This window comes from Schaalia odontolytica (assembly GCF_005696695.1).
GTDB classification, from domain to species: domain Bacteria; phylum Actinomycetota; class Actinomycetes; order Actinomycetales; family Actinomycetaceae; genus Pauljensenia; species Pauljensenia odontolytica_C.
Genome location: NZ_CP040006.1, coordinates 1,383,885 through 1,398,524, shown reverse-complemented (window position 1 = coordinate 1,398,524; position 14,640 = coordinate 1,383,885). Strand labels below are relative to the sequence as shown.

Sequence of the window (14,640 nt, the reverse complement as noted above, 5' to 3'; positions counted from 1 at the left end):
CTAACCTGCAAGGGTGTACCTCAAAAACCTGACGCTGCGGGGCTTTAAGTCCTTCGCCAGTGCGACCACGCTCGCCCTCCAACCGGGCATCACGTGCGTCGTCGGCCCCAACGGGTCGGGTAAATCCAACGTCGTCGACGCTCTCGCCTGGGTCATGGGCGAGCAGGGTGCCCGCGCGCTGCGCGGCGGGCAAATGGCGGACGTGATTTTCGCGGGGACATCTGGGCGCGCGGCGTTGGGGCGCGCCCAGGTGGACCTGACGATTGACAACACCGACGGGTTGCTCGACATCGAGTATTCCGAGGTCACGATCAGCCGTACCCTGTTCCGTGGGGGCGGCTCCGAATACTCCATTAACGGCACTCCGGCGAGGCTGCTGGACGTGCAGGAGCTCCTCTCCGACACGGGCATGGGCCGTCAGATGCACGTCATCGTCGGCCAGGGGCAGCTCGACGCGATTCTGTCCTCTACGCCCGAGGAGCGTCGCGGATTCATCGAAGAGGCCGCGGGCGTCCTCAAGCATCGCCGGCGCAAGGAGCGCGCGCTCAAGAAGCTGGCCGACATGGACGCGAACCTCGTGCGCGTCCTGGACCTGACGAACGAGATTCACCGCCAGCTGGGGCCCCTGGCTCGCCAGGCGCGGGTTGCTCGTCGCGCGTCCCTCATTCAGGCGCGCGTGCGCGACGCGAAGGCCCGCCTGCTCGCCGATGACCTGGCGTCTGCGCTGTCGAAGCTATCCGTGCTCGAGGCATCGGACGAGTCGGCCGCCGCCCGCCGGGCCTCGCTCGAGGAACAGATTGCAGCCGCGCGCGCCGAGCTAGCGCGCCTGGAGGACGCTGAGCGTGCCTCCTCGCCGGCGCTCGAGCAGGCATCCTCCGACTGGCAGGCGCTGACCACGATCACCGAGCGCCTGCGCGGCACGCTGATGGCTGCGACCCAGAAGGTCTCGCTGCGGGCGACCCCCGAGCTGCCCCCGGGCGGCGAGGACCCCGACGTGCTTGACGAGCGCGCCCGCATCGCCGGCGCCGAGGATGCGGCCCTGGCCGGCCAGGTCGAAGCCGCACGCTCCGCACTGACGTCCGCGACTCGTGCGCGCGAGGCCGCGGAGGATGCCGACGATTCCGCGTCGCGCGAGCTGGCCCGCGTCAACCGCGTCATTGCCGACCACCGCGAGAAGGTCGCGCGCCTGACGGGCGACGCCTCCACGGCCGCGTCTCGCTTAGAGGCCGCCATCGCCGAGGCCGACCGCGCGTGGGGCGCCTACCGCGCGGCCCAGGAGCGCGCCGAGGCTGCCGAGAAGGCAGTGCCCGCGTCGTCTGTGGGCTCTGTTGATGTTGCTGAGGGGGCCTCGTCCGAGGAAGAAGCCAGCGGGGGAGCGGCCCGCGCACACGCCGAGGCCTCCGCCCGCCGCGACGCCGCGCGTGCCCGCGTGGACGAGCTGCTCGGCATCGAACGCGAGGCGCGGGCCGACCGCGCGCGCTGGGAGGCGCGCCGCGACGCGCTTGAGCAGCTGCTCGCCCCCGAGGACGGCACCGCCGAGCTGCTGGGACGCCCCGGCGTGCTCGGCCAGGTCGCGCCCCTCCTGCACGTCACCCCCGGTTTCGAGGACGCCGTCGCCGCGGCGCTGGCTCCCTTCGCCGACGCCGTCGTCGTCGACTCCCTCGCCCGAGGCCTGGGCGAGCTGGACGCCGCCCGCGCGGCCGGGCGCTCGCTGCGGTTGGTCGTGGCATCTGATTCTTCCGGTCCTTCTGATGGTCCCGCAGAGGGGACCATCGGGGCCGTCCGTGCCGATCTGCCCGAGGGTGCGACGTGGCTGTCCGACGTCGTCGTCTGCGAGGGGGCCGCAGCTCCGCTCGCGTCCCTGCTGGACGGGGTTGTCGCGTGCTCGCTTGAGGCCGCCGCTGACGTGCTGGACATGCCAGGCGTGCGCGCCGTCGTCACGTCGGGCGGCGACGTGCTGCGCTCCTGGTCGGTGGAGGGTGGCCGCCAGGCCTCCTCCGTGCTCTCCGTGCGCGCAGACTACGAGGAGGCCTACGCGCTGGCCGAGGCCGCTCGGGCCCGCATGGCCGAGGTCTCCGAGCAGCTCAGCGAGGCAAACGCCCACCTGGACCGCTGCATCCGCGAGGCAAACGACGCCCTGAAGGCCCTGCGCGAGGAAGACGCGCAGCGCGCCAAGGAAGCCCAGGAGCTGGCCCGCGCCCAGTCGGCCGCGCAGGCCGCCCGAGCCGAAGCAGAGCGCGCCCACGATGTGGCACGCCGCGCCGACGAGCAAGTGACCTGGGCCCGCGAGCAGGACGTGGCTGCGCGCGCACGCCTCGACGGTGCCGACACCGTCGGCCCGCCCGAGTCCCTCGAAGACGCCCAGGCCCGCGCGGATGCCGCCTCACGGGCGGCACGCGAGGCCCGCGAGGCCGAAAACGAGGCGCGCCTGAGCCTGCGAGCCCTCGAAGAGCAATCGCGGCGCGCCGCCTCCCGCGCCCGCTCCCTGCGCCAAGCAGCCGCCGCCGAGCGCGAGGAGCGCGCCCGCTACGCCCGGCGCGAGGCCGCGCGCAAGACGGAGCTGGCCACGGCCTCGGACGTGGAGGCCGCAGCCCGCGTCGCCCTCGAGGCCGCCGAGCGCGCCCTGGCTCAGGCTGCCGCCGAGCGCGACCGCCTGAGTGAGCGACGCTCCCAGGTCTCCCAGGAGGTCTCGGACGCACGCCGCGCCCTGGACCGGCTGAGCGCCGAGCTGTCGGAGGCCACGGCCTCGGCCCACCAGGGGCAGATAGCCGCCGAACAGACGCGCCTGCGTGTCGAGGATCTGCAACGGCGCGCCCTCGAAGAACTGTCTCTCGAGCCCGAGCAGCTGCTCGCCGAGTTCGGGCCGCAGATGCTGGTGCCGATGCTGCCGCTCGACCCCGACCAGGTTGAGAAGGCCGCAGCCGCCGAGCCGAGCGCCTACGTGCGCGCCGAGCAGGAACGAGCGCTCGCCAAGGCACAGAAGGACTTGGAGAAGCTGGGGCGCGTGAACCCCCTGGCGCTCGAGGAGCACGAGGCGCTGGCCTCGCGACACAAGTTCCTGGTGGACCAGGTCCAGGACCTCAAAGCTTCGAAGGCGGACCTGCTTCGCATCGTGCAGGACGTGGATCGCCTGGTGGAGGAGGCCTTCGCGTCGGCCTTCGCCGAGACGCGCGAGCAGTTCGAGCACGTGTTCGGCGTGCTGTTCCCGGGCGGCCAGGGCGACCTGGTGCTCACCGACCCGGACGACATGCTCTCGACCGGCATCGAGATCGAGGCTCGCCCCGCGGGCAAGAAGGTCAAGCGCCTGTCCCTGCTGTCGGGCGGCGAGCGTTCCCTGGCCGCGATCGCGTTCCTGGTCGCGATCTTCAAGGCGCGCCCGTCCCCGTTCTACGTCATGGACGAGGTCGAGGCCGCCCTGGACGACATGAACCTGACGCGCCTGCTGGCGATTTTCAAGGAGTTGCAGGAGACCTCGCAGCTCATCGTCATCACGCACCAGAAGCGCACGATGGAGATCGCGGATGCCCTCTACGGCGTCACGATGCGCGACGGCGTCACGACGGTGGTGTCCCAGCGCTTCGCGGACTAGGAAACTTCATTAAGGACGCAAAAGGAAACGAGCCAGTTATACAGAAGCCACTATTAACAATCGCCTAAGAAATAGCGATGTCGGGCAAGATCTCCTCAAGTGGCTGGACGTTGTTTGTGCCAAATAGTTCCTCGGCGCCGGCAATACTATCAGCTGTAGGATTCTTGTAAACGACGACAAGATTGTTCCGTGCGCGTGAAATTGCAACATAAAATAGTCTCAGTGTTCTTTCTTTACGAGCATCAATATGGTCGTCTGAACCAAATAGAGCTGAGACCCTGTACTGGTGTTTCCAAGTCTTATCATCAATGATGAGAATCACGTTGTCATATTCTGCTCCCTTTGTGCCATGCTCAGTGGAAAAAGGGCTTGTCTTATCCAGGTATTCGGAAAACTTGAGTAATTCCGAAAAAGGAATAGAATCAAGAGCGTGGATGAAGTTGTCGCGCCGTACCTTATGTTCCTCGTTCTGAAAGTCCGTTCGTTCCAGATATTGTGCAATTCGAAAATCCTGTTTGCAAATATCGTTATCCCAGGCAAAGTTGAGAATCGACGAAATGGAACATTGTGTAAGATCGCGTGATGAACAACGCGTTGTGAATTCGTCGAGAAGTGAGGACCAGTGCTGCATTTCGTCACTCGAACCGAACAACGTCCTTTCTCTCAGTGATCCGGGTGAATGGAATCTAAGTAAGTTGAGTGCTTCGAAGCCGTCATCGGCAGACCAGGCTCTGTATAACCTAGTTAAAAAAGAAAAAATACTGGAATAAATGTCGTCTCCTTTTCGAAAGTCGTCCAATGCGTAACGACTGCGATCGTTTATTGCGCTGTGAAGACTATTCCAGCCGGCTGTGCGTGAAATTGCTGAATGGGTCAGCTCGAGTATCTTGGTATCCATGCCGAGTATCCAGCCGAAATGTCTAGAAATGGATTCAAGCGTCGAATGAGTCACCTCGACGTTGTCGGTTGTGTAATATAGGGAACATCTGGAACTAGAGGGCTGATCGGGTCTTGTTGCGGTTTGGATCACAGGCATTGCTTCCTTGCTCCTTGCGCGAACCGCATTAATCAAGTTAACGATTGTGTCTGTTGAACGATGGTTGTCAGTTTTGGTGATTGTGACCGCGTTTAGGTCGGTGGGCTGCACGCTTCCGATTCCGGTGTTGTAAATACTCTGCATGGAATCGCCAAACAGTCCGACTAAGAATCGCGCGTATCCGAAGTCTGCTCTTGGTTCGAGCGTAAGGATATGTTTTAGCGTGTCGATAACAATTGGCTGAGTGTCTTGATATTCGTCTAAGAATACGATTGGATATCGGCACCTGGTAACGTGACCCAGGACCGGGTGATGTTTGAACATGTGATATGCAATTTCCAGCACATCATCGTGGGAAATTTCGCCTTTTGTTAGATCGGCGTATCCGTCGACGTATCGAATCTCGATGCCGTTGAGATCGAGGTTTGAGATGATCTTTTTCGCGGGCCTGTTCGGATCATTGTTTATGCTGGTGATGATGTCACATAGCTCTGATTGATAGGGCTTAATCTGATTCCAGAGGAAGCTGTGAATCGTCGACACCTGAACGACGTTAGAATCGTCATCGAGGCGCTCGATGATTTCGTTGGCAGCAACATTCGTAAACGTAATGCAAGCGATCTTCTGTTTCTGCGTGTTGATGGTGTCGCCGGGTTGGTCAAGTATCTTTCGTAGCGTTTGAATGAGTGAGGTTGTCTTTCCGGAGCCTGGCCCCGCTTCGAAAATAAAATTCTTGCCGCACCGAATTGATGCAAATATTTCGCTATTCATATTGGTATCTTCGTTAGTCATTGAGCGTTAACGGAGTGATTGTTAACACTTCTTCAAGCCATGTCAGTCCCTCTTTGATGTAAGGGGGAATCGTGAGATCGTCCATTAGGCTGCAATCGATAGCGAATGTCGTTTTTTGGAAGCGGTCGTCTGTCACAATGCTATAGGCTTCCTTAGCTATTCCTTTTGCGTTATGTTGTTCTTTTAGCTTCTCCTTCATTACTGGCTCTTCAAAATGGTCTTGAAAGCCTGTCGATGTGAACAGCTGGGCATTCGCGTATATCAAGGCATCTTCTAATGTGCGTGCGTATTTTCGTGGCGATTTGTAACTATCTGGTTCGGCTTGGTAGCATATGCGTATAAGTCCATTGTGTACTTTATCTACTGTGTTGAGAGTCAGAAGTTCCTTGATCGAACGGTTGGGTAAATAACGAGTGATGGTTGGATTTCCACATCGCTGTTTGGCTGATGGGTGTGGTTCGACTTTCTTTCCATGTTGCTTGTCTTCGACGCTGTCAATGTCCGTAATAACGATCGACGGGAGGCCGATCTCTTCCAATAAAGGAATGATATGTCGCGCGTAGGTTCCGCCAACTTCAATAATTGTGTAGTGGATCGAGCGGAGAATAGGGCAGCTGGTTTGAATCGCCTTAGGAAGTAATAGTCGTTCCGCTGCGCCTTCGACTAGGATCGCGCAGTCTGCAAAAAATAGGTCAGAGATTCTTAGTTGAACGTAGTTCGAAACCGTGGTGTAAGCTTTGATGTCGTCCTTTTTTAATTTGACTGCCCATTTTGAGATATCGTTGCATGTAACACTGGTGTTGATGCGTTTAAAGTAGCGTAGACTCTTGAGATTGCGTTCGCTCAGCACGTGTGAAGAGTGCGTGGTGACGATAAGTTGGCTGCCTCTGTCGAGGAGGTTGCTTACAAGGCGAATGAAGACCTCCTGCATCTGCGGATGGAGGTGTGCCTCGGGTTCTTCAATAAAAAGTATGTTGATCGGTGTTAATCGTTGTGCGTGCTTCCAACGTTCCTTGAAGGCGAGGATTTGCAGGATCGTGTACGTCAGTCTTGAGTATCCCAAGCCGTTGTGAGACTCGGGGTAGGTTTGGCTCGATGCATTATCGGTATATTTTACTCGTGTCGTCGAGTTAATCATTCGTGAAGTGTTCAACTCTGATTCAACTTTGAGTGTCAATGATCCTGCGCTCGTAACGCTTGTAAAGCGTTGGATTTGGTCGAGAGCTTCTTCGAAAAAGTTAGTATATGCTGTTGATAGCGTGGACTGCATGTCATCTATACGATCATCTAGACTTTGTCGTAGCTCGGTATCTTCTGCGACTTCTTTGTAAAAGCGTTCAAATGCGGACGATAAATGGTGACTGTTGTCTGTGGATGTATCGTCGAGGTTGATCTGAGCGTAGATGTACTCAGTATTCACGATAGCTCGCACTTCTTCTTTGGTGAGGACCCAAGCTTCGTTTGGCTTTTCTAATTCGGGATCGTCAAAGGTTGATTGAGCGCTGTATGTGGTCTTGTATTCTCCGTAGTTTTCAATGAGGCTCAAGATTTTATCTTCTTTATCCCTGTCTCTCATTGTTCGCACTTCGGATAGCGCGCGTTTTATAGACTCTTCATTAGAAGGTGCGTATCTACATACAATTTCGAGCGTTGTGCACGTGGTGTCGAGAGTGGTGAAGTATGGAGCGATGGTGGCAATGTCTTCAGCGGAATCTTCTTGGAGGCTGTAGTCGATACTGAGTGTCAAAGTGATTGTTGGAATGAGTTGTTCCGTTTTCGTTTTCTTACTTCTGTTGTGTACGTATTTAAATAGTTGAGTGCGTTGGTCTGCAGAAAAGTCCGTCGCGTGAATACCGTTTCTCTTATTTGCGCCGATGAACTTATCGATGATTTCGATGAATGATGTTTTTCCGGTATTGTTACGTCCGACTATGACGGTAAGGTCGTTGTCAAGCGTTACTGTTGTGTCTTTGTGGGCTCTGTATCCCTGTATCCGCACGGATTTTAGTTTCATGGTCGTTCCGTTCGTCGGTGAACTTTTCTGAACCGTAGCACTTTTAGTGTACGGATGCGCCGTAACTGTCAAACATCCTGCAGGTTTGCTTCAAATACAAGTTGGCGTGTGGACTTTGTTCCATTCAACATGGCTATGCGGTGCGGTCGTGGAGCGTTAGAGCATCTGATCTGATTGTTGTTTCCCGCGCTCTTGGGGTGTTCGAAGGGGCGTCATCGCTCACTAGATAGGTGTCGCGGCGGCATCGGTTCTTTCCAATGTCGTAGCTTCCCTGTGCATGGAGCGCTCGCCGCGCGCAGGCCTCGAGCTTGGTGCGCGTGCCGTGCGTGAGCTCGTAGATCGTGTCCACCTAGGGCAGGATCGGGCGATCGTGCGTCACGATGCTGGCGCTCTTGTTCTTGGACTTCACCTGCTTGCAGATCATCCGGGTGATTTCTTGAGTTCCATACGGGTCCAGTCTGAGGATCGGAGTCCAGGTCGAGGCCGCCCTGGACGACATGAACCTGACGCGCCTGCTGGCGATTTTCAAGGAGCTGCAGGAGACCTCGCAGCTGATTGTCATCACGCACCAGAAGCGCACGATGGAGATCGCGGATGCCCTCTATGGCGTCACGATGCGCGACGGCGTCACGACGGTGGTCTCCCAGCGCCTCGCAGACTAGGGGAGCGGCTTTCTCGGGCGATGGTCACCGTTCCTGGCTTCGATCGACCATTGATTGCATTGACCAGCACGCCCGTGAGGACAGCGTTAGAATTTTGTTAACGAAATTCCTGGCATGGTCGCAGGGGAGGTGAGGCGCCGATGGACGTGCCGGTTGTTGTCCATCCGCGCGTGAGCGCGCGACATCCTGAGATCGCCGACGAAGATGCGATTCACGCATGGGTGTATGCAGTCGAGTGCGCCGAACGCGTGGACTCACCGTACTGGCCCGCATACGCTGCGCTGGGATACGACAGGAACGGGCGGCTGTTAGAACTCCTTGCTGCTCTGCAAGAAGATGGCACGATTCTCATCTATCACGCGATGACACCGCCTTCAAAGAAAATGATGACCGAAGTATTTGGACCTGAGAGGAGAGGGCAATGAGCAAGAAACAAGAGGGGACCTACCGTCTCGCGGGAGGGATCACCGTTACCGACGCTGACCTTGAAGCAGATGCTCAGCGCTTCGAAGCGGGCGAATGCGACGGATCGTGGAAGGTCCTGCCGGGTCGTCCGCAGCTCTTCGGCGAGGACACGATGCCGGTCGGCACGCGCCTGCCCGAATCCCTAGTTCGAGAGCTCGACGAGGCTGCCGGGGAACTCGGACAAACCCGCAGTGAGCTTGTGCGTCGTTTCATTTCTGACGGCCTGCTAGCACTGAAGGCATAAAGCAGTGGGGACCCCCTGTGTGTCTTCTCAGGAGATCCCCACCGGTGCCGTTGCTGCTATGCGCCTGGAACGCTCGCCGCTCTCAGGCCTCGAGCCTGGTCAGCGTGCCGTGCGTGAGCTCGTAGATCGTGTCCACGTAGGGCAGGATCGAGCGATCATGCGTCACCATGATGGCGCTCTTATTCTTCGACTTCACTTCCTTGCAGATCAGCTGGGCGATCTCCTGGCCACGATCCGGGTCCAGGCTCGCGGTCGGCTCGTCGGCGAGGATCAGCTGCGGGTTTCCGATGAAGGCACGAGCGATCGCTGCGCGCTGCTTCTGGCCGCCCGACATCTGGCGCGGGTACTTGGCGTAGGAGGCCTCGATCCCCAGGTCCTCCATGAGAGCGCGGACCTCGGCCTGACGTGCGGCCTTGTCCTTCTGCCCCTTGAGCTTGGCGACGAGCTCGAGCTGATCGCCGATGCGCATGTAGGGGAGCAGCTGGTGGTCCTGGAAGATGAAGCCCAGGAGCTCCAGGCGCTTGCGCGTCCACTGCTTCTGGCTGAGCTGGGTCAGGTCCTGGCCGGCGATGGAGATGCACCCCTCGTCGGCCGACAGGAGTAGGCCTGCGATGGACAGGAGCGTTGACTTTCCGGAACCGGACGGCCCCAGGATTGCCACGAACTCGCCGGGGTCGACGCTCAGGCTGAGGCCACTCAGCACGCGGTGCGTCTGGTCGCCGTCGGCGTAGGACTTTCCGATCGAATCCAGTTCGATGATTGCCACTTTATTCTCCGTTTCCGCCGATGACTTCGATGGGATCCACCTTCTTGATCTTCAGCAGCGACAGCGCACCGCACAGGATCGAGGTCACGACGAAGCTGATCGCGACGGTGACGTTGTCCGCGAGCGTCATGATGGAAGGGACCGTGCTCGGTAGGAACGGCGCCATGGCGGCGGCGAGGCCGAGACCGATCGTGACGCCGATGATCGAGATGATCGTCAGCTGGGAGATCTGAATGTAGGTAATGGTGCGCATCGGCATGCCGATCGCCTTGAGGACGCCGAACTGGCGCAGCTTCTGCAGGGTGAGGATGTAGAAGAAGACACCCAGGATCGCGGACGAGGCCACGAGGAGCACCCAGGTGATCATCTTCAGCGTGAGGTTCTGGGCCTTGTAGCCGGGGATCTTATCGATGACCTGCTGGCGGTCCGCGGTCATCAGATGAGCAGGAAGAGCGTCCTCCGCGATCTCATCCGACGTGACGACCGTCTGGGCCTGCCACTCGTAGTTCGGAACGGTCACCGTGCGCATACCCGCGTAGGTCTGCGAGCTGACGAAACCGATGTCGCTGTAGCCGTAGTTGGCTCGCGAGGCGAAGGCGACGACCGTGAGCTCCTGCTCCGAGATCTTGTCGATCACCCGATCCCCGACGTGGATGCCCTCGTTCTCAAATGCGCTGTCGAGGATGACCTCGTCGTCTCCCAGATCGGAGATCGTCAGGTCGGAGTCGATGAGGGTCGGCTGGAGAACGTTACCGTCGTTGTGATCCGTCGCGAAGTACGTGATGTCCAGGGTGTTCGAGTCGTCGTTCTGAGTGATGGTCGCGCGCTGGATGACGAGGCTCGCGTAGTCGCGCATGCCGGCCGCTTCGAGGGCCTCGATGTCGTCGGAGGTCACCGACGAATAGGGGATGACACCCTCAGAGTCCGTCGACAGGACGTAGGTGAGGGGACCGTAGTTCGTGATCTGCGCGGACACGGAGGCTCCGAGGCCGTTGGTGAGACCCGAGAGGAACACGACCATGAACATGAGCGTGGCGATCAGGAACTCGATGAGAACGAACTTCTTTGGTTGATATGTAATTTCGTTCCACGCTATTTTCATGGCTTTGCTCCAATGCGGGCGACAGTGTGTCAGTTCGCCACCTTTTGTGCCCGAAAGCGGCTCGCAACTGTACCACGCGCTCTTTGACAGGCGCGCGGGGGAGAGGATCAAAAGTGCGGGTCAGGAGCGGTTTCGTGACGCAGGCATCGCAAATGGGTACAACACCGATGTGCGCAAGAAAAACGCGGGCGGGGACCCCTCGGTCCCCGCCCGCGCCTGCAAGCCGTGCGTCCCGCCGCTGCGGGAGGCTCGCTCTCAGTCGTTCATGAAATGACGCTCGTCCAGGATCTGTGCGCCGGCGCCCACCAGCGAGGGCAGGTGCTCGTTTGCGTGGTGGCCGCAGAAGTAGAGCTGGCCACCCGAAGGCATCGTCGCACGAACCCAGGCGCGAGCGCCGCAGGCGTCGCAACGATTAGCCGCGCTGAGCTGCGGCTCGTCCAGTACGGGGCGTTCAAGAGTCTGTGCGTTCATGCTTCCATCACACACCATCACCCCGCCCCGCGCACCCCTGTTCACCCGGGGCGCAATCGATCGCCCGCACGCCGACACAATGAAACGGGGGAGTGGAAATCGCTCCAACGACAGCCCCAACATCCCCGAAACGGTACGCCCCCAGCGCGATCTGGCCCCGGCCTCGTCAATCGTGGAAAGCATCCCAGAACCCGCGCCACGCGCACCGTTGGCCACAAACGAGCGTTGACCCACATATGATGCACATCGTGACTCCTACCGACGCATCCGACTACAACGCACGGCACCTCTCGGTCCTCGAGGGGCTCGAAGCCGTGCGCAAGCGCCCCGGCATGTACATCGGCTCCACCGACCATCGGGGCCTCATGCACTGCCTCTGGGAGATCATCGACAACGCGGTCGACGAGGCCCTGGAAGGCCACTGCGACACGATCGACGTGCGCCTGCACCCCGATCACTCCGCCTCCGTCGCCGACAACGGCCGAGGAATCCCCGTCGACATCGTGCCCGGACAGGGCCTGACGGGCGTCGAGGTCGTCTACACTAAGCTCCACGCCGGCGGTAAGTTCGGCGGCGGCTCCTACGCGGCCTCGGGCGGCCTCCACGGCGTCGGCGCCTCCGTCGTGAACGCCCTGTCGGCCCGCCTCGACGTGCAGGTCGACCGCGGCGGCAAGACCCACGAGATGTGCTTCCGCCGCGGCGAACCCGGCGAATTCGACGACTCCAAGCAGCGCACCCCCAACTCGCCGTTCAAGCCGTTCGTGGATGGCTCGACGCTCAAGACCGTCGGCAAGGTGAAGAAATCCCAGACCGGCACGCGCGTGCGCTTCTGGGCGGACTTCCAGATCTTCCCGTCGACCGAGGGGTTCTCGTGGGAGAACCTGCTGGCGCGCGCCCGCCAGACCGCGTTCCTCGTGCCCGGCCTGACCATCAACTGCTACGACGAGCGCGGCGAAGAGGAACTTCACGAGAGCTTCCGCTTCGACGGCGGCGTCGTCGACTTCGCGAACTGGCTGGCCTCCGACGGCCCCGTCACCGACACGTGGCACATCACGGGTGCGGGTACCTACAACGAGACCGTGCAGGCTCTGGACTCCGAGACCGGGCACCTGCGCGCCACCGAGGTCGAGCGCACCTGCGAGGTCGACATCGCGCTGCGCTGGGGCATCGGCTACGACACGACCGTCCAGTCCTTCGTCAACATCATCGCCACCCCCAAGGGCGGCACCCACGTCACCGGCTTCGAGCAGGCAGTCCTCAAGACCCTGCGTGCCGCGATCGACAAGAATGCGCGCAAGCTCAAGGTCGGCGCGAAGGACGGGCGCCCCGAAAAAGACGACGTCCAGGCCGGCATGACGGCCGTCATCACCGTGCGCTTCCCCGAGCCTCAGTTCGAGGGACAGACCAAGGAAACGCTGGGCACTCCCCAGATTCGCACCGTCGTCAACCGTGTGGTCTCCGACTGGCTGAAGGCCAAGTTCGCCTCCTCCAAGCGCGACGACAAGCAGCAGACCTCCCTCCTCATGGAGAAGGTCGTCGGCGAGATGAAGGCCCGCGTCTCCGCGCGCCTGCACAAGGAGATCTCGCGTAAGAAGAACGCGCTGGAAACCTCCTCGCTGCCCGCCAAGCTCGCGGACTGCCGCCTCGAGGACGTCGAGGAGACCGAGCTCTTCATCGTCGAGGGCGACTCCGCCCTGGGCACGGCCAAGGCCGCGCGCAACTCCCACTACCAGGCCCTGTTCCCGATTCGAGGAAAGATCCTCAACGTGCAGAAGGCCTCGACCGCGGACATGCTGGCCAACGCCGAGTGTGCCAACATCATCCAGGTGATCGGCGCGGGCTCGGGCCGTACCTTCGACCTGTCCCAGGCTCGCTACGGCAAGGTCATCCTCATGACCGACGCCGACGTCGACGGCGCGCACATCCGTACCCTGCTGCTCACCCTGTTCTTCCGCTATATGCGCCCCATGGTCGAGGCTGGCCGCATCTACGCCGCCGTCCCGCCCCTGCATCGCATCGAGGTTGCAGGCAAGGGACGCAAGAAGCGCGAGTACATCTACACCTACTCCGAGGACGAGCTGCATCGTAAGCTCGCCGCCCTGCGTCGCTCGGGCCGCACGTGGAAGGAACCCATCCAGCGGTACAAGGGCCTGGGCGAGATGGATGCCGACCAGCTGGCTGAGACCACGATGGACCGGGCTCACCGCTCGCTGCGTCGCATCACGCTGGCCGACGAGGAAGCCCTGCGTCAGGCGGAGGACGTGTTTGAGCTGCTCATGGGCTCGACCGTGGGCCCGCGCAAGGAGTTTATCGTCGAGGAATCCGCGGGGCTGGATCGTACGCGTATCGACGCGTAATCACGCGCAAAAATCCCCGCGCGCTGCACAAACGTTCACGCGCGTTGACCATATGTCAAGCGCCAGTGTGACTAAAGGCCCGAATAGCCGGTAGGATATCTGCCATGACAGGACTTGCGCAGCGACTCACGCCGCCCGGGTCCGTCCCGTACCCGGGCAATCACCTCGGGTTGCGCTGGCGGCCCATGATCGGCCGCGATGCCCCCGCCGTGTACGCGCTTATCTCCCTGATCGAAGACGACGACAACGCCATTCGACGCACCTCTGTCGACGACATCGCGGACATGATGGAGGGCGAGAACGGGCGCGACTGGGTGGACACGATCGTCGGCCTGGACGCGAAGCGAAACATCTGCGCCGTGGCGTCCGTGCGCGTGCTGCGCGGCATTCACGAGGCCGCCACCGCCGTCGTCAGCGCCTTCATTCACCCGCACTGGCGTGGCCGAGGCGTGGGCCGGGCTCTGCTCTACTGGCAGGACGGGCGCGCCCGACAGATGCTCGTCGAGGAATTTGGAGCCGATTCTGAGGTTCCTGCCTCGATTTCGAACCTCGTCGACGCGCACATGACCGATCGTCGCCGCCTCTACATTGCGGCCGGCTTCTTCGCTAAGCGCACGTACCAAGTCATGTACCGCGACCTGGCCGGCGGCGAGGTGCCCGTGCCCGCGCGTCACGGATACCGCATCCTGCCGTGGAACGAGGTTCCGCAGGACCAGGTTCGCGCCATCCATATGGAGGCCTTCCAGCAGTCGTTCCGTTCGCCGCTGCGCGCGCTGTGGTGGGACGACGCGATGAACCACTTCGACCCGCGTTGGTCGTTCGTGGCCGTGGATGCTCAGGGTGAGGTCGTTGGCTACGCGATCACTGGACGTCCCGCGCAGCGCTGGGTGGCTACGGGCCGTCCGGAGGCCTACATCTACCTGCTCGGCGTCGCCGAGGCGCACCGCGGACGCTCCATTGCAAGCGCCCTCGTCGGGCACGCCGTCGCCGCAGCGTCCGCGTCTGGCGCGTCGCGCATTGGCCTCGACGTTGACATGTCGAGCCCGGACGGAGCGCATAAGATTTACGAACATCTGGGCTTCGTGGATGAAGCCGCTGAGGTTTACTACACGATCGACCAGTAGAGACGGAAGGAGGCGAGC

At 60.9% G+C, this 14,640-nt stretch carries 10 protein-coding genes and 1 pseudogene; 6 read left to right on the top strand and 5 right to left on the bottom strand.

What is annotated here, in order from left to right; translation table 11 throughout:
* The first annotated feature begins 13 nt into the window (after positions 1-13).
* Positions 14-3,589, top strand: coding sequence for a chromosome segregation protein SMC (gene smc, locus FBF35_RS06160; protein WP_060567413.1), 3,576 nt, complete (start codon positions 14-16; stop codon positions 3,587-3,589).
* 64 nt (positions 3,590-3,653) lie between these two features.
* On the opposite strand, the gene FBF35_RS06155 is transcribed toward smc, so the two are convergent.
* Both FBF35_RS06155 and FBF35_RS06150 read right to left on the bottom strand, forming a co-directional pair.
* On the bottom strand, positions 3,654-5,417 hold the full coding sequence (locus FBF35_RS06155) for a UvrD-helicase domain-containing protein (protein ID WP_082632897.1): 1,764 nt from the start codon (positions 5,415-5,417) through the stop codon (positions 3,654-3,656).
* A complete protein-coding gene (locus FBF35_RS06150; protein ID WP_082632896.1) occupies positions 5,410-7,431 on the bottom strand; it encodes an ATP-dependent nuclease in 2,022 nt (673 codons plus the stop codon). Before FBF35_RS06150 ends, FBF35_RS06155 begins: the two co-directional genes overlap by 8 nt.
* Before the next feature lie 473 nt (positions 7,432-7,904).
* Between FBF35_RS06150 and FBF35_RS06145 the strand changes: the two are divergent.
* The 3 genes and pseudogenes from FBF35_RS06145 to FBF35_RS06135 all read left to right on the top strand — a co-directional run.
* Positions 7,905-8,093: pseudogene (locus FBF35_RS06145) on the top strand (chromosome segregation protein SMC); the annotation flags it as partial.
* A gap of 140 nt (positions 8,094-8,233) precedes the next feature.
* Positions 8,234-8,518 carry a hypothetical protein gene (locus FBF35_RS06140; protein WP_131726646.1) on the top strand — a complete coding sequence of 95 codons (285 nt, stop codon included), beginning with the start codon at positions 8,234-8,236 and terminating at the stop codon, positions 8,516-8,518.
* Positions 8,515-8,802, top strand: a complete 288-nt coding sequence (locus FBF35_RS06135) for a ribbon-helix-helix domain-containing protein (protein ID WP_048740362.1) — start codon at positions 8,515-8,517, stop codon at positions 8,800-8,802. Before FBF35_RS06140 ends, FBF35_RS06135 begins: the two co-directional genes overlap by 4 nt.
* An 82-nt stretch (positions 8,803-8,884) precedes the next feature.
* Here FBF35_RS06135 and FBF35_RS06130 read toward each other — a convergent pair whose 3' ends face one another.
* The 3 genes from FBF35_RS06130 to FBF35_RS06120 form a co-directional block, all read right to left on the bottom strand.
* Entirely contained in the window at positions 8,885-9,568 is a 684-nt protein-coding gene (locus FBF35_RS06130; RefSeq protein ID WP_060567411.1) for an ABC transporter ATP-binding protein, read from the bottom strand.
* A gap of 1 nt (position 9,569) precedes the next feature.
* Positions 9,570-10,670, bottom strand: a complete 1,101-nt coding sequence (locus tag FBF35_RS06125; RefSeq protein ID WP_060567410.1) for an ABC transporter permease — start codon at positions 10,668-10,670, stop codon at positions 9,570-9,572.
* Between the two features lie 255 nt (positions 10,671-10,925).
* The gene (locus FBF35_RS06120) at positions 10,926-11,141 is read right to left on the bottom strand and encodes a hypothetical protein (RefSeq protein ID WP_021612257.1); all 216 of its coding nucleotides are present in this window, start codon (positions 11,139-11,141) and stop codon (positions 10,926-10,928) included.
* A gap of 236 nt (positions 11,142-11,377) precedes the next feature.
* Between FBF35_RS06120 and FBF35_RS06115 the strand changes: the two genes are divergently transcribed.
* Together FBF35_RS06115 and FBF35_RS06110 are read left to right on the top strand one after the other, a co-directional pair.
* Positions 11,378-13,498, top strand: coding sequence for a type IIA DNA topoisomerase subunit B (locus FBF35_RS06115; protein WP_060567409.1), 2,121 nt, complete (start codon positions 11,378-11,380; stop codon positions 13,496-13,498).
* Between the two features lie 185 nt (positions 13,499-13,683).
* Positions 13,684-14,622 carry a GNAT family N-acetyltransferase gene (locus tag FBF35_RS06110; protein ID WP_082632895.1) on the top strand — a complete coding sequence of 313 codons (939 nt, stop codon included), beginning with the start codon at positions 13,684-13,686 and terminating at the stop codon, positions 14,620-14,622.
* The last annotated feature ends 18 nt before the right edge of the window (positions 14,623-14,640 follow it).

Coding starts and splice junctions, on each gene's coding strand:
- FBF35_RS06155 (WP_082632897.1), bottom strand. CDS start 5,417: ATGACTAACGAAGATACCAATATGAATAGCGAAATATTTGCATCAATT.
- FBF35_RS06150 (WP_082632896.1), bottom strand. CDS start 7,431: ATGAAACTAAAATCCGTGCGGATACAGGGATACAGAGCCCACAAAGAC.
- FBF35_RS06140 (WP_131726646.1), top strand. CDS start 8,234: ATGGACGTGCCGGTTGTTGTCCATCCGCGCGTGAGCGCGCGACATCCT.
- FBF35_RS06135 (WP_048740362.1), top strand. CDS start 8,515: ATGAGCAAGAAACAAGAGGGGACCTACCGTCTCGCGGGAGGGATCACC.
- FBF35_RS06125 (WP_060567410.1), bottom strand. CDS start 10,670: ATGAAAATAGCGTGGAACGAAATTACATATCAACCAAAGAAGTTCGTT.
- FBF35_RS06120 (WP_021612257.1), bottom strand. CDS start 11,141: ATGAACGCACAGACTCTTGAACGCCCCGTACTGGACGAGCCGCAGCTC.
- FBF35_RS06115 (WP_060567409.1), top strand. CDS start 11,378: ATGATGCACATCGTGACTCCTACCGACGCATCCGACTACAACGCACGG.
- FBF35_RS06110 (WP_082632895.1), top strand. CDS start 13,684: ATGATCGGCCGCGATGCCCCCGCCGTGTACGCGCTTATCTCCCTGATC.